The following is a 23,320-nucleotide window of genomic DNA, read 5'->3' as shown; positions in this document are numbered from 1 at the left end:
GATAGCGCTCTTTTTGCGAGCCTTGGGGGCCCTTGGCGTGCCGACACGGGCGCTTGGACGCCAATTTGTACCCCGCCGAGCCAACAACCCTGGGTTAATGATTCTTTAATGATCTGTATTGACCCTGATCAGGTTCCACGGCCAGGAGCTGAGCTAGGGTGAGATCAGAGACACAAGGAGGCCCACCATGATGACCCTGACTGAAATCATGACCGAACACCCCTTCACCCTGGGGCCGCAGAACAGCGTCAAGCAGGCGATGGAGCTGATGCAGCAGGAGCAGATCCGCCACATCCCCATCGTCGACGAGCACCTGCATCTGCTGGGGCTGGTCACCCTCTCCGACATCCTGGCAACCCGCGACTCCAAGCTGCTACTGATCAATCCGGAGCGGGAGGCGGAATTCACCGACAGCGTCCAGCTCGACGAGATCATGACCCGCCAGGTGGCGAGCGTGGATCCCCACGCCGGCATCAAGGAGGCGGCCCTCTACCTGCAGCGCCACAAATATGGCTGCCTGCCGGTGGTGCGGGGACGCAAGCTGGTGGGCATAGTCACGGAATCGGACTTCATCACTGTCGCCATCAATCTGCTGGAGCTGATGGAGGAGCAGGAGCCACCCGCTGATTTCTGATCACTAAAAACTGTAATAAAATTACAATAAAAGCGTTTTCAGCCTGATTAATCGGCTAAATAGCTGAAACACTTTCAGTTTGACTGAAAAATTACACCATAAACTTGCTTTGTGATCTTCATCACACTATGATGCCGTCCATGCAATGGTTGCCGAAGAGGAGATGAGGATTGTGCACCCGATGTCTTCTCTTCATATGTCTGCAAGTTTGCACACCCCGTAGTTAGTCTTTGCTGTAAAGCATTTTTATATCGCCATTCCTTGTTTGATGACCCGGCCCTGTCTGTGCGACGGCGCCGGGATTTTTTTTGCCCGTCTCTCACCCCCTCCCCCTCTGCCCCGACGCGCCTTCAGTACGCCTCTCATCACCTCCGGCATAAAACAAGTTGCCATCCGGGACTTGAAAATGTGACATGGAGGACAGAAATTGAACTTCGACAATGAGTTATCTCTGAAGGCCTGAGATATTCATATTAGGTACAGTTGCGATGGGCTATCTAATAAGTAGATTTAAGTGATTCAAAATTGTGGCTTTGACCGATTAGAGAAAAGCCCTATGATGCCTCCATCGAAAGTTAAGCGCCTCGCCTGGCCAAGCACTTCACGACCAGACGGGCATATGTACATCACCAAGGAGCAAATACATGTCTACCTATATCAACACCGAAATCAAGCCGTTCAACGCTACCGCCTACCACAATGGCAAATTCGTTCAGGTGTCTGACGCTGACCTGAAAGGCAAGTGGTCCGTGGTCTTCTTCTACCCGGCTGACTTCACCTTCGTTTGCCCGACCGAGCTGGGCGATCTAGCTGACAACTACGCTTCCTTCAAGAAGCTGGGCGTCGAGATCTACGCCGTCTCCACCGACACCCACTTCACTCACAAGGCCTGGCACGACACTTCTGACACCATCAAGAAGATCCAGTACCCGATGATCGGCGACCCGACCGGCACCATCACCCGCAACTTCGGCGTGATGATCGAAGAAGCTGGCCTGGCTGACCGCGGTACCTTCGTCATCGACCCGAACGGTGTCATCCAGATCGTTGAAATCAACGCCGGCGGTATCGGCCGTGACGCTCTGGAGCTGCTGCGCAAGGTCAAGGCTGCCCAGTACGTTGCCGCTCACCCGGGTGAAGTGTGCCCGGCCAAATGGCAAGAAGGCGATGCCACCCTGGCCCCGTCCCTGGATCTGGTAGGCAAAATCTAAGCCTCCTGCTCTCCAAGACCGGCCCACTCAAGGGCCGGTCTGCTTTCTGGCCCAGCGCTTTCTGCATTCACTGTTTTTTGCATCCAGTGCTTTCTGTATTCATTAATAGTGCCGACCGCCATAACAAGAAGGAATTCGACCATGTTAGATACCAACCTCAAACAACAACTCAACGGTTACTTGCAGTACATCGTCAATCCCATCGAGATCAGCGTGTCCGGCAATGACAGCGACAAATCCGCAGAGCTCCTGGCATTGGCCAACGAGATAGCAGAGATGTCCCCCAAGATTTCCATGACCGATGGCACAGCTGCCCGCAAGCCTTCCATGAGCGTGGCGCCACAAGGCCAGGCACCGCGCGTGCATTTTGCCGGCATCCCCATGGGTCATGAATTTACCTCCCTGGTGCTCGCCCTGCTGCAAAGCGGCGGCCACCCCTCCAAGGCCGATCCGGCCGTGCTGGAGCAGGTGAAAAACCTCAAGGGCGAGTTCCACTTCGAGACCTATATCTCCCTCTCCTGCCACAACTGCCCTGACGTGGTACAGGCCCTGAACCTGATGGCCACCCTGAACCCCGGCATCACCCACACCATGATCGACGGTGCCCTGTTCCAGGACGAGGTGAACGAGCGTCAGATCATGGCGGTCCCGAACGTCTACCTGAACGGCCAGCCGTTCAGCCAGGGCCGTACCTCGCTCGAAGAGATCGTCGCCAAACTCGATACCGGCGCGGCAGAGCGCAAGGCGCAAGAGCTGAGCGAAAAGGCACCCTACGACGTGCTGGTAGTGGGCGGTGGCCCGGCTGGCGCCGCAGCCGCCATCTATGCCGCCCGCAAGGGGATCCGCACCGCCATCGTCGCCGAACGCTTCGGCGGTCAGGTGATGGATACCGTCGGCATCGAGAACTTCATCTCCGTGCCCTACACCGAGGGCCCCAAGCTGGCCGCGAGCCTGGAGCAGCACGTCAAGCAGTACGGCGTGGAGGTGATCACCGAGCAGCGTGCCGCCGCCATCAGCAAGGATGGCTATGTGAACGTGGATCTCGCCTCCGGTGCCACCTTGAAGAGCCGCGCCGTGATCCTGGCGACCGGCGCCCGCTGGCGCGATCTGAACGTGCCGGGGGAGCTCGAATACCGCACCAAGGGCGTGGCCTACTGCCCCCACTGCGACGGCCCCTTCTTCAAGGGCAAGCGGGTGGCGGTGATTGGTGGCGGTAACTCCGGCATCGAAGCGGCCATCGATCTCGCCGGTATCGTCGAGCACGTCACCGTGGTGGAGTTCGCCGATACCCTGCGCGCCGACGAGGTGCTGCAGAAGAAGGCTCGCTCCATGGGCAACATCGACATCATCATGAGCGCCCGCACCACGGAAGTCATCGGTGACGGCAGCAAGGTGGTGGGCATGGACTACGAGGATCGCACCACAGGTGAGATCAAGCACCTGGCGGTGGCTGGCATCTTCGTGCAGATAGGTCTGGTCCCGAACACCGAGTTCCTCAAGGGGAGCGAAGTCGCCCTGACCCGCTTCGGCGAAATAGAGATCGACACCAAGGGCGCTACCTCCCTGCCCGGCGTCTACGCCGCAGGGGATGCCACTACGGTGCCGTTCAAGCAGATCATCATCTCCATGGGCGCCGGTGCCACCGCAGCCCTGGGGGCCTTCGATTACCTCATCCGCAATGCGGCGCCGGAAGCCGCTGCGGCCAAGAGCGAGGCCGTGACCGCCTGACGGGCTCATCGCCCGACAAAAAGCCGACTCCCTGAAGTCGGCTTTTTTTATGCGCGTCTTCGGGCTGGCTTGCCCTCAGCGAACCTGCGGCTCCTCCGTTCCCTCCACGTCCTCTACTTCGGGCGCGGCATAGCTCGCGGGCACCGCCTCCCCTTCCAGATCCGTTCTCGGCTCCAACTCCGCCGTCATGGGGGTATTGGGCGGCACCGGCATGAACACCTGGTGCTCGGCCAGGGGAATGGGCGCCCGCTGCCGCCGGCGCCAGCCCAGATATCCCGCCAGCAGGGCACCACACAGGGCGAAATAGACGAACAACCCCTCTGGCCCGAACTGCAACATGACGAAGGGCGCCAGCAGCGGCCCTATCATGGCACCCAGGCTGTAGGCGAGCAGCAGCCCCTGGTTGGCCCCCAGCACCTGATCCGGGCGCAACTCGTCGCAGGCGTGGCTGAGGCTCAAGGGGTAGATGGAGAACGCCATGCCCCCCAGCAGGAACACCAGGACACCCGAGATCGGCTCGCGCCACGTCCCGGGCAGCAGCACCATCAGCAGGGCGAGCAGGGTCAGCGCCCCGCACAGCAGCAGGATCACCAGCCGCCTGTCATAGCGGTCGGACATTCGCCCTATGGGGTATTGCAGGCACATGCCCCCCAGGATCACCAGCGCCATCATGTCCGCCACCCGGGAGAGCGAGGCGCCGCTGTCGGTAAAGTAGAGCGGCAACAGGCCGTAGATGGCCCCGAGGATGAGGCCCGAGGTGAAGCTGCTGCCCATGCCCGCCGGGGTGAGCCGGACAAGCTCCAGCACCCCCACCGGCTGGGGCGCCACCATGGCAGGGGTGGCCACCCGGGAGAGCGCCAGCGGCACCACGGAGAGGGTGGCGGCCATGGCGCACAGGGCGAAGGGGGTCAATACCATGGGATCCACCCACTTGAGCAGCAACTGGCCCAGGGCGAGGGAACCGTAGAGCAGGATCATGTAGAGGGACATCAACCGGCCCCGGTTCGCCGGGGTGCTTGAGACCAGCATCCAGGACTCCAGCACCACGAACAGGCCGCCGGTGGCAAAGCCCCCCAGCAGCCGCAGCGCCGCCCAGGTGACGGGCTCCACCACCATGCCGTGCAGCAGGAACAGGAAACAGAGCAGGGAGGCATAGGCCGCATAGGCCCGGATATGACCCACCCGTATGATGAGACGGGCATTGATGAAGGCCCCCAGCACCAGGCCGCCGAAGTAGGCGGCCGACACCAGGCCGATGGCCTGCACCGACACCTGTTCGGCCGAGAGACGCACCGTCAGCAGGGTATTGAACATGCCGTGACCCAGAATGAAGATCACCAGACTGGTCAGGGGTGACAGCAACCTTGTGAGTGTCATGACGCCTCCTCGTGACGAAAAGATCATGGTAGCGCCTGTTTCTTGCCCGGTTCAACCCAATAGTCCCGGCCCTCCCGGGCTATTCTTAACGGGATCCCATCAAGGAGGTCGTCAAGATGAGACTCATGCTGTTGTTGGCAGCCCTGCTCTTCGCCGGGAGCGCCATCGCCTTCCACTGCCCCATGGACATGAAGAAGATTGATGATGCCCTGGCCACGAACCCCGCCCTCAGTGCCGAGAAACTGGCCGAGGTGAAGCAGCTCAGGGCCGAAGGAGAGACTCTGCATAACGCGGGCAAGCATCAGGAATCCGTCGATACCCTGGCCAAGGCCATGGCCATCCTCGGCATAGATCAAGGCTGACACTGCCCATGCCCCGCGTGACGGTCTGCTTCGCACCGCCCGGATGCGACAGACCGCCCAGATGAAACAAGGCCCTCGCCATCACTGGCGGGGGCCTTTTCACTGCGGGTTTTTAGCGCTTGCCGGGGCTAAACCCGGCCACTGTAGACCAGGGTGAAATAGTTGAAGGCTATCTTGCCGTGAACGGCATGACGTGCAAACTCGCGGCGGATGAGGGCCGTCATCTGCTCATGGGCCGGGGTGCCGACGGCGGGGGCATAGGAGGAGGAGTTGAGCCGCCCCAGCACGCCGTCCAGATCGAACAGCTGGCGGTTTTCAAAGCGATCGAGCCGGTACTCCCCCTCGAAGAAGGCACTAAAGTCGTGCTCGCCGAGGTTGCGATGATTGACCTCCTCGTAATCCCCCGAATAGGCGTGCAACCCCTCCTCATAGGCCTTGAGAAACGGGGTATCGGTCAGCCTGTCATTCCAGATGAGGGCGACCCGGCCACCTGGTCTGAGCAGGCGCTGGCACTCCTGCCGAAAGGCGGCGCGATCGAACCAGTGAAACGCCTGGGCGACCGTCACCAGATCCACCGAGCCCGTCGGCAGGCCGGTGGCCTCCGCACTGCCGTGGGACCAGCCGATATTGCCCACCTCCGCCAGCAGCCGCCTGGCGGCGGCGCGCATCTCGTCATTGGGCTCCACCGCCCAGACCCGCGCCACCCGGGGCGCGAGCAGGGCGGTCAGGATGCCGGTGCCCGCCCCTATGTCGGCCACCTGGGCCTTGGGCCCCATGGCAAGCTCCCGGGCCAGAAAGTCCAGCATGGCCGCCGGATAACCGGGGCGGTACTTCACATAAGCCTCGACCCGGGTCGAGAATCGCTGGGTACTGTCCATCGCGCACACCTCTCCTGTCATTGGCGGGGCATCCGGTCGCCCAGCCTGTCGCTCTGCCCGCCAAACCGGGCGGCCCGGATCCCTATGCCACTACACTTGACGACATCATGCAACTCCCCGGCTGGCAACAGAGGGCGCCAGGTAGCAACCACTGGGGCAAGAGAAAGGGAGGGGCACAGGATGACAACAACCGACAGGAGCCACGAGATGATGACAGCCGAAAAGAACAGGGTCTGCCTCTGGTATGACGGGGATGCCGAGGAGGCGGCACGGTTTTACGCAAGCCTCTTCCCCGACTCCGCCGTCGACGCCGTGCACCGGGCCCCTGCCGACTACCCCGCCGGCAAGAAAGGGGACGTGCTGACGGTCGAGTTCAGGGTGATGGGGATCCCCTGCCTCGGGCTCAACGGCGGCCCCGGGGTCAGCCACAGCTGGGCCTTCTCGTTCCAGGTGGCCACCCAGACCCAGGCCGAGACGGATCGCTACTGGGACGCCATCATCGACCATGGCGGCCAGGCGAGCGAGTGCGGCTGGTGCCAGGACAAGTGGGGCATCTCCTGGCAGATCACCCCCCTGGCCCTCACCGAGGCGATCACGGATCCCGACCCCGAGGCTGCGAGACGCGCCTTCGAGGCCATGATGCAGATGGGCAAGATTGATATCGCCGCCATAGAGGCGGCGCGCCGGGGCTGAGCGCCCATTCGGCACCACCGCCTGCCAACGAACAGACCCCGCCAACAGGCGGGGTCTGTTGTCCATGGGAGTCTTGGCGAGAGCGCAGCCCCGGGTGACCCCTCTTCCCTTACTTGGCCATCAGTTCAAAGGGGCAGCGACCGCTCCTGCACCACGCTCTTCATGACGAGGGTCGAGGTTAGTCGCTGGACGCTCGGCAGCGCCGAGAGCTGCTCATCATACAAGCGCTGGAAGGCGGGAAGATCCCGGGTGATGACGTTCAGCAGGTAATCGGGATCGCCGAAGAGACGCTGTGCCTGAATGACCTGGGGGATCGCCACCAGGGCTTGTTCGAAAGTGGCGACAGCCTGGCGATCCCCCTCCCTCAGGGTGACAAAGACGATGGCGGAGAAGTTAAGGCCGAGGTTGCCGGGATCGAGCTGTGCGCGATAGCCCCTGATCACCCCCGCCTCCTCGAGGGCACGCACCCGCCGGTGACAAGGGGAGACGCTGAGCCCGATCCGTTCGGCCAGCTCGGTGACGGAAAGACGCCCGTCAGACTGCAGCTCGGCAAGGATCCTGCGATCAATTCTGTCCATTTGGAAAATTTTCCCATTTATAGAGCGGTATTGGCAAATATCAGACAGCACATTCTAATCATCGGGGGATATTCTTTTCAATCTTGGAAGAGGATTGGCAGTTTCAACCTCAGATTCATACCCACACAGGAGAGAGAAGATGAATCGCGAACCCCTTGACGGTGGCTTCGTTGTGCTGGCCATGAGGGAGTCCCCTGCCCTGCGCCGGCAGGCCAAACACCACGGACGAATCCGCCCATCCACTGACCCGGCCAGGGCCATCAGAAGTTGGCCGCTTGCACGCACGGCGACGCCCCCCTTGCAGGAGGCCTCCTCATCATGACACTCGCTCTCTTTGGCGCCTTCTGGGCGGTCTCCATCCTGTTCGTCATCACTCCGGGGGTGGACTGGGCCTATGCGATCTCGGCAGGCATGCGGGGACGAGTGGTGATCCCCGCCGTGACCGGGCTGCTGCTCGGCCACCTGACGGCCATCCTGATCGTGGCCGCCGGGGTCGGTGCCCTGGTGGCCAGCAACCCGCTGGCACTCAGCCTGCTCACCCTCCTGGGGGCGGCCTACCTGCTCTGGCTCGGCATCAACCTGTTACTGCACCCCGCCATGCCGGCGGCGGACAAGGATCGGAGCCCGGGGGCCTGGCACCACTGGACCCTCAAGGGCATCTGCGTGAGCGGCCTCAATCCCAAGGTCTTCCTGCTGTTCCTGGCGCTGCTGCCCCAGTTCACCGATCCCGCCGCCCCCTGGCCGGTGCCGGGACAGATAGTCGCGCTCGGACTGGTCCATGTCGCCAGCTGCGCCATCGTCTACCTGCTGGTGGGGTACGGCGCCCAGGCCATACTCAGCACCCGCCCCCTGGCGGCGCGCAGAGTGAGCCAGCTCTCCGGCGCGGCCATGATCGCCATTGCCATGCTCCTGTTCGTCGATCAGGTCATCCCCTGAATGTCATTCCAACCCCGCGAGAACCCCAACATGAGTGAACACGCCTCCCCATACGGTCAAGACACCCAGGCCGTCTCCCACATCCGGATCCCTCACCTCCAGCAGATGAAGGCGCTGGGACAGAAGTGGGCCATGCTGACCGCGTACGACATGTATACCGCCGCCATTTTTGAAGAGGCGGGGATCCCGGTGCTGCTGGTGGGAGACTCCGCCTCCAACAACGTCTATGGCAACGAGACCTCGCTCCCGGTCACGGTGGACGAGCTGATCCCGCTGGTTCGGGCCGTGACCCACACCACCCGCCGTCCGCTGGTGATAGCGGATCTCCCCTTTGGCTCCTATCAGGGCTCGGCCGAGCAGTGTTTTCATACTGCGGTTCGCTTCATGAAGGAAGCCGGGGCCCACGCCGTGAAGCTCGAGGGTGGCAAGCAGATGCTGCCCCAGGTGGAAAAACTGGTGAGCGCGGGTATCCCGGTGATGGCCCACATCGGCTTCACTCCGCAGGCGGAGCATCAACTCGGTGGCTACCGCGTGCAGGGACGCGGCGAGGATGGCCAGCAGCTTGTCGACACCGCCCTCGCCTTCGAAGCCGCTGGCGCCTTCGCCCTGCTCATCGAGATGGTTCCAGCCGAGCTGGCCGAGAGGATCACGACGGCGGTCGCCATCCCCACAGTAGGCATAGGCGCCGGAGTCCACTGCGATGCCCAGGTGCTGGTCTGGCAAGACATGGCCGGCTTGCGAACCGGGCACCTGCCACGCTTCGTCAAGCAGTACGCCGACATGCGCACCCTGCTGCACCAGGCGGCGCGCGACTACGCCGCCGATGTCGAGGCGGGCGCCTTCCCCGGCCCAGAGCACAGCTTCTGAGGCCAGGGACGAGCGCCACAAGCACGCCCGGGAGAGGGGTGAGAACCACGGATTGAAGATAAAAAAAAGACCACCCCTGGGGGTGGTCTTTTGTTGCCTGGGCTCGAATGCCCCCTTCATGACGATTACTTGGCGTAATCCTCGGTCGGGACGCAGGAGCAGAACAGGTTGCGATCGCCGTAGACGTCGTCGATGCGGTTCACCGAGGGCCACAGCTTGCTGGCGCGCACGGCCTCGGACGGGAAGACCGCCTCGGCGCGGGTGTAACCGCGGCTCCACTGCTCGTCCATGACGTCATCCTGGGTGTGCGGCGCATGGACCAGGGGGTTGTCGGTCAGGCTCCAGTGGCCGTCCTGCACCCGGGCTATCTCGGCGCGGATGGCGGTCATGGCTTCCACGAAGCGATCCAGCTCGCGCTTGGATTCGGATTCGGTCGGCTCGACCATCAGGGTACCCGCCACCGGGAAGCTCATGGTCGGCGCGTGGAAGCCGTAGTCCATCAGGCGCTTGGCCACGTCCATCTCGCTGATGCCGGAAGCCTCCTTGAGCGGGCGGATGTCCAGGATGCACTCGTGGGCCACCCGGCCGTTGCGCCCGGTGTAGAGCACGGGGAAGGACTCTCCGAGCTTCTTGGCCAGGTAGTTGGCGTTGAGGATGGCGACCTGAGTGGATTTCTTGAGCCCCTCGTCACCCAGCATGGCGATGTACATCCAGCTGATGGGCAGAATGCTGGCCGAGCCGAACGGGGCGGCAGACACGGCGCCGTTGTCACGGCTCTCTTTATCTGTCTTGACCACGGCGTGGCCGGCCACGAAGGGGGCCAGGTGCTGCTTCACGCCGATGGGGCCCATGCCCGGGCCGCCACCGCCGTGGGGGATGGCGAAGGTCTTGTGCAGGTTGAGGTGGGAGACGTCAGCCCCGATGAAGCCTGGCGCCGTCAGCCCGACCTGGGCGTTCATGTTGGCGCCGTCCAGATAGACCTGACCACCATACTGGTGAACGATGTCGCACACCTCCTTGATGGTCTCCTCGTACACCCCGTGGGTGGAGGGGTAGGTCACCATCAGGCAGGAGAGCTGGTCCCCCACCTCGGCAGCCTTGGCGCGCAGGTCGTCCAGATCCACGTTGCCGGCCTTGTCGCAGGCGGTGACGATGACCTTGAGGCCCGCCATCTGGGCAGAAGCCGGGTTGGTGCCGTGAGCGGAGGCCGGGATCAGGCAGACATCACGATGCCCCTCGCCACGGGACTCGTGGTACTTCTTGATGGCCAAGAGGCCAGCGTATTCCCCCTGAGCGCCGGAGTTCGGCTGCATGCAGACGGCGTCGTAACCTGTCACCTTCACCAGCCAGTCTTCGAGGTCTGCCAGCAGCAGCTGGTAGCCCTGGGTCTGGTTGAGCGGCGCGAAGGGGTGCAGCTTGCCGAACTCGGGCCAGGTCACCGGGATCATCTCGGCGGTGGCGTTGAGCTTCATGGTGCAGGAGCCCAGGGAGATCATGGCGTAGTTGAGCGCCAGATCTTTCGCTTCGAGACGGTGGATGTAGCGCAGCATCTCGGTCTCGGAGTGGTACTTGTTGAACACCTCGTGGGTCAGCACGGCGTCGGTGCGCAGCAGATCCTGCGGGATGGCCTGATGGCCCTGGGCGGCCTTGTCGAGGGCCTCCACATCCAGGCCGTGGCCTTGGCCGAGGAACAGATCAAACAGCTCGGCCACGTCGCCACGGGTGGTGGTCTCGGAGAGGGACACACCGACCGCGCCGTCCAGATCCGCGCGCAGGTTGATTCCCAGCCCTTCGGCACGGGCGATCAGCTCTGATTTGCCTGCGGTCAGGACTGTGAGGGTGTCGAACCAGCTGTCGTGCTTGAGGGCCAGGCCCTTGGCCTTGAGGCCGAGCGCCAGGATGCTGGTCAGGCGATGAACGCGGGAGGCGATGGTCTTGAGCCCCACCGGGCCGTGGTAGACGGCATAGAAGCTCGCCATGTTGGCCAGCAGCACCTGGGCGGTACAGATGTTGGAGTTCGCCTTCTCGCGGCGGATATGCTGCTCGCGGGTCTGCATCGCCATGCGCAGGGCATTCTTGCCACGGGCATCTTTGGAAACGCCTATGATGCGGCCCGGCATGGAGCGCTTGTAGGCATCGCGGGTGGCGAAGAAGGCCGCGTGGGGGCCACCGTAACCCATGGGCACGCCGAAGCGCTGGGCAGAGCCGAACACCACGTCGGCCCCCAGTTCACCCGGGGATTTGAGCAGCAGCAGGGAGAGCATGTCGGTCCCGACGCAGGCCAGCCCCTTCTGGGCCTGGACGGCGGCGATCAGGGAACGCAGATCGGTCACCTGGCCTGTGGTGCCCGGGTACTGGAACATGGCACCAAACACCTCTTCGCTGACCGCGTCAGAGGCGGGGCCCACGGCCACGTCGAAACCGAAGTGCACCGCGCGCTCCTTGACCACGTCGATCACCTGGGGGTGTACGTCGTCGGCCACGAAGAAGAGGTTGGACTTGGACTTGGCCATGCGCTTGGCCAGCGCCATGGCTTCGGCGGCGGCGGTGGCTTCATCGAGCAGGGAGGCACTCGCCAGATCCATGCCGGTCAAGTCCAGGGTGAGCTGCTGGAAGTTCAGCAGCGCCTCGAGACGGCCCTGGGCCAGCTCCGGCTGATAGGGGGTGTAGGCGGTGTACCAGCCCGGGTTTTCCAGGACGTTGCGCAAGATGACGTGGGGCACGTGGGTGTCGTGATAGCCCATGCCGATGTAGCTCTTGGCGATCTGGTTCTTGGCGGCATAGCCCTTGAGCTTGGCCAGGGCCTCCACTTCGGTCATGGGGGCGCCGATGCCGAGCGGGCCCGGGCGACGGATGGCGGCAGGGACAGTCTGCTCAATCAGATCGTCCAGGCTCTCGGCCCCCACGGTGGCGAGCAGGGCCCGCACTTCTTCCTCACCCGGGCCGATGTGACGGCGGATGAAATCGGTTTTTTGCTCGAGTTCAAACAGTGACTGGGTCATTTCCCTATTCCTGGTATTAAGTCCTGATAACCAAGACCTGATGTTCCTGATAGCCGGCGGAAACCGGCTCCACTCATGTTCTGTGTCCGCCGCAGGCAGACGGGGAATGCGGCAAGGGCATCCCGAAGGCGCAAAGGCTGCGCCCTTCCTGCAACCTCCATGGCCGCAGGATGGCAGTCATACAAGAGGGCCCTGCTGTGTTGGCAGGGCCCGGGGGCATTACTCTTCGTCCACCACGTTCTGGTAGCCTTCGGCATCCAGCAGGTTGGCGAGCTCGCCCGCGTCGTCCAGCTTGATGCGGAACAGCCAGCCGGCGCCGTAGGGGTCGGAATTGACCAGCTCGGGGCTGCCTTCCAGCTCTTCGTTGATGGCCAGGATCTCGCCGCTCACCGGGCTGTAGATGTCGGAGGCGGCCTTGACAGACTCGGCCACGGCGCAATCTTCGCCGGCACTCACCTGCTTGCCCACTTCCGGCAGATCGACGAACACCATGTCTCCCAGCAGATCCTGGGCGTGCTCGGTGATACCGACCACGGCTTCGCCGTTGGCTTCAACACGAACCCACTCGTGGGAGGTGGCATATTTCAGTTCGCTCGGGATATGGCTCATTTGTGCTTCCTTTATGCTCTTGGATCGCTTCAACAAAAATGGGTCGGCGAAGGGACACCCCTTCGCCGCAATCAATCATTACACCAGGGGCTGGCCGTTGCGCACGAAGGCCGGCTTGGTGACCTTCACGGTGACCAGCTTCTTGCGGATCTCGACCTGGGCTTCAGGGCCGATGTCGCGAGGCACCCGCGCCAGGGCGATGCTGTAACCCAGGGTGGGAGAGAAGGAGCCCGAGGTGATTACCCCTTCGCGCTGCTCACCGCTCGCGCTGGTGAAGGTGACCGGCATGCCGGCACGCAGCACCCCTTTCTCTTCCATCACCAGACCCACCAGCTTGTGCTGGGTGCCGGCGGCCTTCTGGGCCTCCAGGGCGGCGCGGCCGATGAACTGGCGATCGCTCGGTTCCCAGGCCAGAGTCCAGGCCATGTTGGCGGCGAGCGGACTGATGCTCTCGTCCATGTCCTGGCCGTAGAGATTCATGCCGGCTTCGAGACGCAGGGTGTCACGGGCACCCAGGCCGCAAGGGGCCACGCCGTTGTCCAGCAGGGCCTGCCACAGATCGCACGCCTTCTCTTGGGGCACCACTATCTCGTAACCGTCTTCACCTGTGTAGCCGGTGGTGGCGATGAAGAGATCCCCGGCCTGCACGCCGAAGAAGGGTTTCATGCCCTCGACCGCCGCATTCTGCTCAGGGGTGAACACCTTGGCCGCCTTGGCCTTGGCGTGGGGGCCCTGCACCGCGATCATGGCAAGCTCGGGGCGCTCGGTCACGCTCACGGCAAAGTCGATGGCATGGTGGCGGATCCAGGCCAGATCCTTCTCGCGGGTGGCGGAGTTCACCACCAGGCGGTAGAAGGTATCGGTCAGGAAATAGGTGATGAGGTCATCGATGACGCCGCCTTCCGGGTTGAGCATGCCGCTGTAGAGGGCCTTGCCGGGGACGGTGAGCTTGGCCACGTCGTTGGCCAGCAGGTGTTGCAGGAAGGCTTTGACCCGCTCGCCGGTCAGGTCGACTATGGTCATGTGGGAGACATCGAACATGCCCGCATCGCTGCGCACCGCGTGGTGCTCTTCCAGCTGGGAGCCGTAATTGATGGGCATTTCCCAACCGTGGAAGTCCACCATCTTGGCGCCAGCTTCCAGGTGTTTGGGATGCAGTACAGTAGTCTGGATCATCGCTGTGTTTCCTTAAGCGTTCGCGACAACGCTCGCAATCCGCTCCGGCTCCCCAGCACAGCGGGAGGGCGGACCACAAGGTCTGTGCTCGTTCCCACCCGTGGGGCAGGAGTGATTCCTTGAACGGTGCGGATTATATGACAAGAGCGCCCGGGTGCCGCTCAAAAAAAACTAATACCGCACCGACAAACTGACACCAGACACTAAGACAAAAACAGTGATAAAAACAGTACAAACCCGGCATGCGCGAGATTTAATGTTGATTTTTACCGTTACGTCACAATTTACAGAAAAACGTTTCGCTTCCCGCCAACATTAAAGGCTGACACCCCGGAGGGGCATTCAGCCTTGTCAGATTAGTTTTATTGTCAAAACCCGGGAGTAAGATTAGATTTTTTCACCCTTGGCCAGGGCAGGCAACTCACCCTCTAACCCCATGGCGGCCCGGATCACGCTGTGCTTGAGCGGCGCCAGGCCATCGACGGCCCGCAATCCCACCCCGCGCACCAGCTTCTTGAGGGGGTGGCTGCCACCAAATAGCCGCTTGAGCCCTTCCATCGCCGCCAGCATGCGGGCAGCCTCGCTCTTGCGCCAACGCTCATAGCCGCGCAGGTTGGCCAGCAGGCCGATATCCGCCCCCGCGCTCTGGCTCTTGAGGAGCTGTTCGGCCAGGGCCGCCGCATCCAGCAGGCCGAGGTTCACCCCCTGCCCCGCCAGCGGATGTATGGTGTGGGCGGCATCCCCCACCAGCACCAGCCGCTCGCGGGCAAAGTCCCGGGCGTAGCGGGCGGTGAGCGGGATGGCGCTGCGGGGCCCCTCCACCTTGCACAGCCCGAGCCGCCCATCGAAGGCGGTGGTGAGCTGGCGACTGAACCCTTCGTCATCCAGGGCGCACAGCGCCTCGGCCCGCGCACCGGGCACAGACCAGACGATGGAGCAGAGGTTGGGTTGCCACAGGGGCAGGAAGGCGAGCGGGCCTTCGGGGGTAAAGATCTGGCGCGCCACCGCCTCGTGGGGCTCGGCGCTTCGCACCGTCGCCACCAGGGCGTGGTGACCGTAGTCCCAGCTGGTGAGCGGGATGTCCGCCTGACGGCGCACCCAGGAGTGGGCACCGTCGGCGGCCACCACCACGCGAGCCGAGAGGGCGCGGCCATCTTCCAGCAGCAACAGGGCCCCCGCCTCGCTCACTTGCAGGCTCTGGGCCCGGGCCGGGGTGAGCAGGCTGATGTTGCTCGCCCCCGCAATGGCATCGAGCAGCGCCAGCTGGATGACCCGGTTCTCGACGATGTGGCCGAGTGCCGGTTGGCGCAGGCTGGCGGCATCAAAGCCGATATGGCCGAAGCTGTCCTGCTCCCACACCGCCATGCTGTCGTAGGCTTGCAGGCGGCGCGCCACTATGCCGTCCCAGGCGCCGACCCCCTGCAGGATGCGCTGACTGGCGAGACTCAGGGCGCTGACCCTGTTGTCCGGTGCTTCCCCGAGTTGGGGGTCGGGCAACTGCCCCTCGACGATGGCGACCTTGAGCGCGCTGCTCTTGAGGGCGGCGGCGAGCCCAAGGCCCACCATGCCGCCCCCCACAATCACCACATCCACATTTTGCATCTGCATCATCTCTATCCTTTCGTGGCTGATCGCCAGGATCAGCAGGGGGACGCCCGCTGGCATCCCCGCATCAAGTTGTCCGCTGCGGCCTCTTCTGGGCACACCTCATTTCCGGCACAGATCGGCGACAAACCCCAGGGTACGGGAGGCGAGCGGCGCCTGCAGCCAGGGCAGTCGTTCCATCAGGGAGAGTGCCAGATTGCGGCCCGCCACCAGGGGGGCATGGCCGTTGGAGAAGAGCTGGGCCAGGGAGGAGGTGAGCCAGATGGTCTGCTCCTGATCCCCCTTGCGCCGCTGCCAGTAAGCGCTCAGCACCTCGAAACTGCCGATGTCCTCCCCGGCCGCGAGCGCCTGGGCCACCGCCTGGGTGAGCAGGTCCAGGTCGCGCATGCCGAGGTTGAAGCCCTGGCCGGCGATGGGGTGCAGCAGGTGGGCGGCATTGCCCACCAGCACGGTGCGCTGGGCCAGGGGATAGTCGGCCACCGTCAGTACCAGGGGGTAGAGGTGGCGCGCCCCTGTGCGCACGAAGCGCCCGAGCCGCCAGCCAAAGGCCTGCTGCAGGCGGGTCAGGAAGGCGGCATCATCCAGCGCCATCAGGGCCTGCGCCTCGTCCCGCGGGACGCTCCACACCAGGGAGGAGAGCCCCTCCTGCATGGGCAGCAGCGCCAGCGGCCCCCCTTCGGTGAAGCGCTCGAAGGCCCGACCGGCGGGATCCTCGGCGGTCTTGACCGTGGCGATGATGGCGCTCTGCTCATAGTCATGGCGACTGACCGGCAGCTTGAAGTGCTGGCGCACGAAGGAGTTGCCCCCATCGGCCGCCACCAGCAGCCGGGTCTGATAACGTTCGCCGCTGGCGAGGGTCAGGGTCACCCCCTCCTCCTGCGGCGCTATGGTGGAGAGCTGGGCCGGACAGCACAGCCTGATGTTCGCGGTGGCATCCATCCCCTGCTGCAGCGCTATGCCGGCGGCGGAGAGTTCGATCACCTGGCCGAGGGCGGGCAGACCAAACTGCGCCGCCGTGAGCCGGGTCTGGCCGCAGTGGCCCCGATCCGAGACATGGATATGGGTGATGGGGGCGCAGTGAGGAGCAAAACGGGACCAGAGCCCGTGACGGGCCAGCGCCTCGCAGGTGCCCGCAGAGAGCGCGATGGCGCGGGCATCGAAGCCGGGATGGGCATTGAGTTCGGGGGCGCTCGCCTCCAGCAGCAGGATCTGCAGGGGGGTACCGCTCGGCCCCTTCAAGGCGGCGAGGGAGAGGGCCAGCACGGCGCCGCTCATACCACCGCCGACGATAGCCACGTCGACTTGAACCGGATCAGAATGAGACATGAGAAGAGGGCATAGGCTAAAAACGTGGGCCAATGCTATCACAAAGGCGGGAGGCGGGATGCGAGGCCACGGGCAAAAAACCGATTTGGCACCGTCAGTTGGCCCGCAAGAGAGCGCCTGGTACTCCCCTGCCCCGCCCGGAGCCGTCAGGTAAAAAGAGCGCCATCAGGCGCTCTTTTCTATGTCCGAGTGGGGACTCTTGCGGGATTCAGTGCAGGGTCGGCGGGGTGCTCGGGGTATCCGGGCGCTTGCCAAACTCCTCGAACGCCATCATGACCCCGAGGCGCACGTGTTCGTAGAGCACCAGGAAGGAGGCTTCGTTCTCGTCATCCTCCTGATCGAACTCCGCAGAGACCTGGGTGATGCTGGCGATATCCTGGATCATCTCCTGCAGCTCCTCGGAGGCCTTGGAGAGCTCCTGCTGCACCACGCCGAAACCGGCCAGGAAGGCCTGGGACCAGTCCACCAGGGCATCGATGCGCTCGTCCAGCGGCGCCTCGTCGCTTGGCAGCAGCAGCTCGACCCCTTTTTGCGCCATCAGGCTCTCGATGACACCCTGATAGAGATCTGTCATCACTTGGCGCACCGGCGCCGGCAGGCCGAAACCATCGTTGATCAGATCGTTGAAAGGGGGCAGCCAGCTCTTGTCATCCAGTACCACGCCACCGCACACCAGGCCGCAGATCACGCCATGGGCCTCGACAGCCGTCGCCATCAGCTCGTGCTGCTCCATCAGGTCGGCCACGGCCGCGTATTTCAGGGGGTTCGTTTTGCTCATCGAAGATCCGCTCAAAGTTCAGGCAAATATGCAAAAATTATGGCCGAGATCCTAGCATTCTCCCCCTCCCAGAGCCAGCAAGGCCTTGAAACTTCTGCATCTGCCCTATATAGTCCCGCCCAGTTGTCCACGTGGATAAAGGCGGGAATCAGCCCCGCCGTATTGAGGAAGGCATGAGCATAGAGGCCGTAGAAATCGTCATTTTGGGACGTCCCTACAAGGTATCCTGTCCCTTGGGACAACAGGATGCCCTGCGCCAGGCCGCCGACCAGCTGAGTGACAAGCTTATCGAGCTGCGTCAACGCTCCAAGGTCTCCAGCAATGAACAGCTTGCCATCATGGCGGCGCTCAATTTCTGTCATGAGCTCTGCCTTGAAAAAGAGAAGAACCACCAATACTCTGAGACCATGGACAAGCGGATCAAGATGCTGCAGCGCACCATAGAAGCGGCCTTGATCGAGCACGGACAATATGGTGATTCCAGCGATGAGGGCCTTAAGCCCTAACCGCGACCCGTTTTAAAATTCCCTGGGGTGTGCGTCAGCCGGTTCAAGTCCCCGAGCCGATAATCATACCCAACAGGAGTTCTATCTTCTGACTATTGCGCATGCTCGGCCCGACCGAGAAGCCTGCGGCCAGTTTAGAACTCCGCCTTGAACTCACGGTTCAAGGGCCCAAACCGGCAACGGCATCTCCGGGGTACCTAATGCAAGAGCCCGTCATTGATATGACGGGCTTTTTTTATTCGCACTCCCTGCCCTGTCCCCACCCCAGCAAAACCACCATTAAAAATACCTACCATATCAATGCAATAGCTATTTGTTATTTTTTTGTTATTTCAACCTTGCGAACTGTCCCGGCGTCACCTAAAAATGTAATCGATTACATTTCAACCACAGGAACCTGGAATGAGCCGCGCCCCCGCCCCTGTCAATCCCGTCTCCATGGCCGCCGTCGCGGCGCGGGCCGGGGTGTCGGTCGCCACCGTCTCCAGGGTGCTGAACCATCAGGAGGGGGTCACCGACAAGACCCAGGCCAAGGTCAACCGCGCCGTCCACGAGCTCGGCTATCGCGTCAATCAGCTGGCCAACAGCCTGCGCACCGCCAGAAGCTGGCTGCTGCTCATCATGGTGCCCGACCTCGGCAACCCCTTCTATATCGAGATAGTGCGCGGCATCGACAGGGTGGCCCGCCAGCACGGTTACTTTGTGCTGCTGTGCGACACAGGCGCGGATCCGGGCCGGGAGCGCTCGGCCTTCGAGCTGCTGCGCACCCACAGAGCCGACGGCGCCATCTGCCTGGATCCCGACTCCATCCAGCAAGGACTGAGCCAGGAGATCAACGCGCTGCCCTGGGTCGCCTGCTGCGAGTTTGACCCCGCCATGCCGGTTCCCTACGTGGGCATAGATAACCAGGGGGCGGCGGCGGAGGCGATCCGCTATCTGCTGAGTCGGGGCCATCGCCAGATCGCGCTCATAGGCGCGGATCCCGCCTACCTCTACGCACGCCAGCGCGAGGCCGGGGTCCGCCAGGCCCTGGCAGAAGCCGGTCTAACCCTGGTGGATGAGTGGAATATCCGGGTCACCAGCCTCGGCTTCCTGGCCGGGGCCGAGGCGGCGCAGCAGTTGCTCGACTGCCCGCAGCGCCCCACCGCCATCTTCGCCGTCGCCGATGCGCTGGCCATCGGCCTGATGCACCGCTTGCAGGAGGCGGGGCTGCGCATCCCGGACGACATCGCCATCATGGGCTTCGATGACATACCCATGGCCGCCCAGCTCAATCCACAGCTCACCACCATGGCGCAGCCCATGGAGGAGCTCGGCGCCGAGGCCGCCCAACTGCTGCTGCAGCGCCTGAACGCCCCCGACACCCCGCTGATCGGGCGCCTGCTCCCCCATCGGCTCGTCAGCAGAGCCAGCGCCTGATGCAAGCACCCGTCGGCAGAGTGCGCGAGATAGACAAAGGAGAAGGCGATGAGTCTTGGTGTCGAATTTAGCGGCGTCTGCAAGGACTTCGGCCCCATCCGGGTGCTGCACGGGGTCGACTTCAGCCTGGCGCCGGGGCGGGTCTACGGCCTGCTGGGGGAGAATGGCGCGGGCAAGTCCACCCTGATGAAGATCCTCGCCGGGTACGAGCCCATCAGCGCCGGGGTGATCCGCATCGATGGCGAGGCGCGCAGCTGGCACTCCTCCCGCGAGGCGGAGCAGGCGGGCATAGTGCTCATTCATCAAGAACTCAACCTGGCCGAGCACCTGACCCTGACCCAGAACCTCTTCCTCGGCCATGAGCTGACCAGGGGCGGCCTGCTGGACGAGCGCACCATGGCGACCCGGGCGCAGCACTATCTGGAGCAGGTCGGGCTGCAACGCGCCCCTTCCACCAAGGTACGGCAGCTTATCGTGGCGGAGAAGCAGCTGGTGGAGATCGCCAAGGCGCTGTCACGGCAGGCCCGCCTGCTGATCATGGATGAGCCGACCGCCACCCTGACCCCGGGGGAGACGGCGCGGCTGTTCGCCCTCATCGCCAGGCTCAGGGCCCAGGGCACCACCATCATCTACATCTCCCACAAGCTGGACGAGGTCAAGCAGATCTCCGACGAGGTGGTGGTCATGCGCGATGGTCGCTTCGTCAGCCGGGGGGAGACGGCGGCCTTCACTCGCCAGCAGATGGCCAACCTCATGGTGGGACGCGAGATGTCGGACATGTTCCCCCCCAGGCTGCCACCGCCGGAGGGCGCAGAGATAGCCCTCGCGGTGAGCGGACTCTGCGTCCCCGGCTGGGTGGCCGACCTCGATTTCGAGGTGCGCAGCGGCGAGATCTATGGCTTCGCCGGACTGGTGGGAGCCGGTCGCACCGAGGCCTTCGAGGCCATCCTCGGCTTGCGCGAGCGCAAGGGGGGTCGCATCCAGCTGGCAGGCAAGGCCGTGCGCATCGACAGTCCGCTCGCCGCCATGCGCCAGGGGCTCACCTATCTGCCGGAGGATCGCAAGGGCAAGGGGCTGCACATCGACCTCGGGCTGGCCGAGAACCTCACCCTGATGACGCTGGCGCGCTACGCCCACCCCTGGCTGGACAAGGGGGCCGAGCAGGCGGCCCTCACCCGGGCCATCAATGACTTCGGCATCAAGGCCGGCCCCCACTCGGCCCGGGCGCGCATGATGTCGGGGGGCAATCAGCAAAAGCTGGCCCTCGCCAAGTTCCTGCACCCGGACCCCAGGGTCATCGTCCTCGACGAGCCCACCCGGGGGGTGGATGTGGGCGCCAAGCGCGACATCTATTTCCTAATCCAGCGACTGGCCGCCGAGGGGCGCGCCGTCATCGTGATCTCGAGCGAGCTGGTCGAGCTGATCGGCCTGTGCCACAGAGTCGCCGTGCTGCGGGCCGGTCGCCTCCAGGCGGTGCTGCCCGCCCACCATCTGACCGAAGAGGAGTTGATCGCCTATGCAACCGGTACCCACTGACAGCCGCAAAGAGCGGTTGCTCTCCCTGCTATCGGGGAGTGGCCCGCTGCTCGGGCTGATCCTGCTGTGCCTGCTCGGCGCCCTGCTCAACCCCGACTTCGCCACCCTGGACAACCTGCTCAACGTGCTGACCCGCACCGCCTTCATCGGCATCATAGCGGTGGGCATGACCTTCGTTATCATGTCCGGCGGCATCGACCTCTCGGTGGGCGCCATGGCCGCCCTGATCGCCGGGGCCATGATCCTCATCATGAACCGGCTCGGCGCCGGGGTGCTGGCGGATGCCCCCCTGTTGGTGGTCGTGCTCGGCATCGGGCTGGCCCTGGTGCTCGGCCTGCTGTTTGGCGCCGGTCACGGCCTGCTGATCACCCGGGGCAGGATTGAACCCTTCATCGTCACCCTGGGCACCCTCGGCATCTTTCGGGCCGTGCTGACCTATCTGGCCGACGGCGGCGCCCTGACCCTGGACGATGCCCTCGGCGATAGCTACAGCCCCGTCTATTACGGCAGCCTGCTGGGGGTGCCCATCCCGGTCTGGGTCCTGCTGCTGGTGGCACTGGCGGGAGGACTGCTGCTCAACCGCACCGCCTTCGGCCGCCATGTGCAGGCCATCGGCTCCAACGAGCAGGTGGCGCGCTACGCCGCCATCCGGGTCGATCGGGTCAAGCTGCTCACCTATGCGCTGCTCGGGCTCTGCGTCGGCATCGCCACCCTGCTCTATGTGCCGCGTCTGGGCTCGGCCACGCCCACCACAGGGCTCTTGTGGGAGCTGGAGGCCATCGCCGCCGTGGTGGTGGGGGGCACCTCCCTCAGGGGAGGAGAGGGGCGCATCTTCGGCACCCTGGTGGGCGCCATCCTGCTGTCGGTCATCAGCAATATCCTCAATCTGACCAGCATCATCAGTGTTTACCTCAATGCCGCCGTGCAGGGCATAGTGATCATCATGGTTGCCTTCATGCAACACAGGCGTTGAGGCTGTTGTGGACAGGAAGACGAAAGCGAAGAAACGGCAGTGACACCAGTGGCGGGGCCTCCCCTCGCCAGAGACAAGGAACGGGCACAAGCCCAACAGTCAAGAGGCTATCAAGATGAACAAGATGCTACACGCCCTGGGCGCCTGCGCCCTGATGATCGCAGCCGGCAGCGCCTCGGCAGCCGAGAAGATGACCCTGGGGGTATCCATCCCGACCGCGACCCACAGCTTCACCGCCGGCATCGTCTGGTGGGCCAACAAGGCCAAGGAGGATCTGGAGAAGGCCCATCCCGATCTCAAGGTGATCGTCAAGACCGCCGCCAATGCCCCGGAGCAGGCCAACCAGCTGCAGGATCTGCTGACGGTCAACAAGATAGACACGCTGGTCATCTTCCCGTTCGAGTCAGCCTCCCTGACCAAGCCGGTGGCCCAGGTCAAGCAGAAGGGGGTCTATGTCACCGTGGTCGACCGGGGGCTGACGGACACCAGCGCCCAGGATGCCTATGTGGCCGGGGATAACACCGCCTTCGGCAAGCTGCCGGCGGAGTTCATCGCCAAGACCTTGAATGGCAAGGGGAATGTCGTCGCCCTGCGCGGCATTCCCACCACCCTGGACAACGAGCGCTTCGACGCCTTCAGCGGCGTGATGAAGCAGCACGGGGAGATCAAGATCCTCGACGCCAAATATGGCAACTGGAACCGGGATGACGCCTTCAAGGTGATGCAGGACTTTCTGACCCGCTTCAAGCATATCGACGCCGTCTGGGCCGCCGATGACGACATGGCGGTGGGGGTGCTCAAGGCCATCGATCAGGCCAAGCGTACCGACATCAAGCTGGTGTTTGGCGGCGCCGGGGCCAAGGGGGCGATCAAGACCCTGATGGAGGGCAGCGATCCCCGCATCCAGGCCAACGTCTCCTACTCCCCCAAGTTCATGTACGACGCCATCATGCTCACCGCAGAGGCCCGCCTCAAGGGTGAACGCCTGCCGGCCAACACCATCATCCCCTCTGTGCTGATCACCCCGCAGACGGCCAAGGAGTTCTACTTCCCCGACTCCCCGTTCTAAGCAATGGCTGGCGATCGGCCCCGCCGATCGCCAGCCCGTCATCCGTGCAACCTTTCA

General features: G+C 63.6%; 21 protein-coding genes and 1 other RNA gene. 13 read left to right on the top strand and 9 right to left on the bottom strand.

What is annotated here, in order from left to right; all coding sequences use genetic code 11:
* The first annotated feature begins 187 nt into the window (after window positions 1–187).
* The 3 genes from AC1IN8_RS14585 (at window position 188) to ahpF (ending at window position 3,573) form a co-directional block, all read left to right on the top strand.
* The gene (locus AC1IN8_RS14585; protein WP_025327254.1) at window positions 188–634 is read left to right on the top strand and encodes a CBS domain-containing protein; all 447 of its coding nucleotides are present in this window, start codon (window positions 188–190) and stop codon (window positions 632–634) included.
* A 644-nt stretch (window positions 635–1,278) separates the two neighbouring features.
* Entirely contained in the window at window positions 1,279–1,845 is a 567-nt protein-coding gene (gene ahpC / locus AC1IN8_RS14580; RefSeq protein ID WP_025327255.1) for an alkyl hydroperoxide reductase subunit C, read from the top strand.
* A gap of 141 nt (window positions 1,846–1,986) precedes the next feature.
* Complete coding sequence (gene ahpF / locus AC1IN8_RS14575) at window positions 1,987–3,573, top strand: alkyl hydroperoxide reductase subunit F (RefSeq protein ID WP_025327256.1); 1,587 nt, start codon at window positions 1,987–1,989, stop codon at window positions 3,571–3,573.
* Between the two features lie 75 nt (window positions 3,574–3,648).
* On the opposite strand, the gene AC1IN8_RS14570 is transcribed toward ahpF, so the two are convergent.
* Entirely contained in the window at window positions 3,649–4,950 is a 1,302-nt protein-coding gene (locus AC1IN8_RS14570; RefSeq protein WP_479759363.1) for an MFS transporter, read from the bottom strand.
* Between the two features lie 116 nt (window positions 4,951–5,066).
* Here AC1IN8_RS14570 and AC1IN8_RS14565 point away from each other — a divergent pair, with 116 nt between their 5' ends.
* On the top strand, window positions 5,067–5,312 hold the full coding sequence (locus AC1IN8_RS14565; RefSeq protein WP_025327258.1) for a hypothetical protein: 246 nt from the start codon (window positions 5,067–5,069) through the stop codon (window positions 5,310–5,312).
* A gap of 128 nt (window positions 5,313–5,440) precedes the next feature.
* Here the strand turns inward: AC1IN8_RS14565 and AC1IN8_RS14560 are convergent, their stop codons facing one another.
* Window positions 5,441–6,190, bottom strand: a complete 750-nt coding sequence (locus AC1IN8_RS14560; protein WP_479759362.1) for a class I SAM-dependent methyltransferase — start codon at window positions 6,188–6,190, stop codon at window positions 5,441–5,443.
* Between the two features lie 207 nt (window positions 6,191–6,397).
* Here AC1IN8_RS14560 and AC1IN8_RS14555 point away from each other — a divergent pair, with 207 nt between their 5' ends.
* The gene (locus AC1IN8_RS14555; protein ID WP_479759360.1) at window positions 6,398–6,883 is read left to right on the top strand and encodes a VOC family protein; all 486 of its coding nucleotides are present in this window, start codon (window positions 6,398–6,400) and stop codon (window positions 6,881–6,883) included.
* 125 nt (window positions 6,884–7,008) lie between these two features.
* Here AC1IN8_RS14555 and AC1IN8_RS14550 read toward each other — a convergent pair whose 3' ends face one another.
* Window positions 7,009–7,461 (bottom strand): Lrp/AsnC family transcriptional regulator, encoded by a 453-nt coding sequence (locus tag AC1IN8_RS14550; RefSeq protein ID WP_025327261.1) that lies wholly within the window; start codon window positions 7,459–7,461, stop codon window positions 7,009–7,011.
* A 318-nt stretch (window positions 7,462–7,779) separates the two neighbouring features.
* Here AC1IN8_RS14550 and AC1IN8_RS14545 point away from each other — a divergent pair, with 318 nt between their 5' ends.
* Together AC1IN8_RS14545 and panB are read left to right on the top strand one after the other, a co-directional pair.
* Window positions 7,780–8,397 carry a LysE family translocator gene (locus AC1IN8_RS14545; RefSeq protein WP_479759358.1) on the top strand — a complete coding sequence of 206 codons (618 nt, stop codon included), beginning with the start codon at window positions 7,780–7,782 and terminating at the stop codon, window positions 8,395–8,397.
* A complete protein-coding gene (panB, locus tag AC1IN8_RS14540; RefSeq protein ID WP_479759357.1) occupies window positions 8,398–9,264 on the top strand; it encodes a 3-methyl-2-oxobutanoate hydroxymethyltransferase in 867 nt (288 codons plus the stop codon).
* A 125-nt stretch (window positions 9,265–9,389) separates the two neighbouring features.
* Here panB and gcvP read toward each other — a convergent pair whose 3' ends face one another.
* From gcvP to AC1IN8_RS14510, 6 genes are all read right to left on the bottom strand, one after another.
* A complete protein-coding gene (gene gcvP / locus AC1IN8_RS14535; protein WP_479759355.1) occupies window positions 9,390–12,266 on the bottom strand; it encodes an aminomethyl-transferring glycine dehydrogenase in 2,877 nt (958 codons plus the stop codon).
* Between the two features lie 219 nt (window positions 12,267–12,485).
* Window positions 12,486–12,875, bottom strand: coding sequence for a glycine cleavage system protein GcvH (gene gcvH, locus AC1IN8_RS14530; protein WP_005329287.1), 390 nt, complete (start codon window positions 12,873–12,875; stop codon window positions 12,486–12,488).
* 78 nt (window positions 12,876–12,953) lie between these two features.
* On the bottom strand, window positions 12,954–14,051 hold the full coding sequence (gene gcvT / locus AC1IN8_RS14525) for a glycine cleavage system aminomethyltransferase GcvT (protein WP_479759353.1): 1,098 nt from the start codon (window positions 14,049–14,051) through the stop codon (window positions 12,954–12,956).
* Between the two features lie 387 nt (window positions 14,052–14,438).
* Window positions 14,439–15,659 (bottom strand): FAD-dependent 2-octaprenylphenol hydroxylase, encoded by a 1,221-nt coding sequence (locus AC1IN8_RS14520; protein ID WP_479759351.1) that lies wholly within the window; start codon window positions 15,657–15,659, stop codon window positions 14,439–14,441.
* Between the two features lie 99 nt (window positions 15,660–15,758).
* Window positions 15,759–16,982, bottom strand: coding sequence for a 2-octaprenyl-6-methoxyphenyl hydroxylase (gene ubiH / locus AC1IN8_RS14515; RefSeq protein ID WP_479759349.1), 1,224 nt, complete (start codon window positions 16,980–16,982; stop codon window positions 15,759–15,761).
* A gap of 208 nt (window positions 16,983–17,190) precedes the next feature.
* Entirely contained in the window at window positions 17,191–17,760 is a 570-nt protein-coding gene (locus AC1IN8_RS14510; RefSeq protein ID WP_139434232.1) for a UPF0149 family protein, read from the bottom strand.
* A 173-nt stretch (window positions 17,761–17,933) separates the two neighbouring features.
* Between AC1IN8_RS14510 and zapA the strand changes: the two genes are divergently transcribed.
* From zapA to AC1IN8_RS14480, 6 genes are all read left to right on the top strand, one after another.
* Window positions 17,934–18,266 carry a cell division protein ZapA gene (gene zapA / locus AC1IN8_RS14505; protein ID WP_139434231.1) on the top strand — a complete coding sequence of 111 codons (333 nt, stop codon included), beginning with the start codon at window positions 17,934–17,936 and terminating at the stop codon, window positions 18,264–18,266.
* A 16-nt stretch (window positions 18,267–18,282) separates the two neighbouring features.
* Window positions 18,283–18,465: non-coding RNA, 6S RNA (gene ssrS, locus AC1IN8_RS14500), on the top strand.
* 203 nt (window positions 18,466–18,668) lie between these two features.
* Window positions 18,669–19,685, top strand: coding sequence for a LacI family DNA-binding transcriptional regulator (locus AC1IN8_RS14495; RefSeq protein ID WP_479759347.1), 1,017 nt, complete (start codon window positions 18,669–18,671; stop codon window positions 19,683–19,685).
* Between the two features lie 48 nt (window positions 19,686–19,733).
* Window positions 19,734–21,221 carry a sugar ABC transporter ATP-binding protein gene (locus tag AC1IN8_RS14490; RefSeq protein WP_319912457.1) on the top strand — a complete coding sequence of 496 codons (1,488 nt, stop codon included), beginning with the start codon at window positions 19,734–19,736 and terminating at the stop codon, window positions 21,219–21,221.
* The gene (locus AC1IN8_RS14485; protein ID WP_319912458.1) at window positions 21,202–22,194 is read left to right on the top strand and encodes an ABC transporter permease; all 993 of its coding nucleotides are present in this window, start codon (window positions 21,202–21,204) and stop codon (window positions 22,192–22,194) included. The genes AC1IN8_RS14490 and AC1IN8_RS14485 overlap by 20 nt, the downstream gene beginning before the upstream one ends.
* 115 nt (window positions 22,195–22,309) lie before the next feature.
* On the top strand, window positions 22,310–23,263 hold the full coding sequence (locus tag AC1IN8_RS14480) for a substrate-binding domain-containing protein (RefSeq protein ID WP_429159986.1): 954 nt from the start codon (window positions 22,310–22,312) through the stop codon (window positions 23,261–23,263).
* Window positions 23,264–23,320: the final 57 nt, after the last annotated feature.

The sequence above is a fragment of the Aeromonas sp. 130281 genome, from assembly GCF_056642115.1.
The sequence above is the reverse complement of the archived record's forward strand: the minus strand, read 5'-3'. Positions and strand labels throughout refer to the sequence as shown.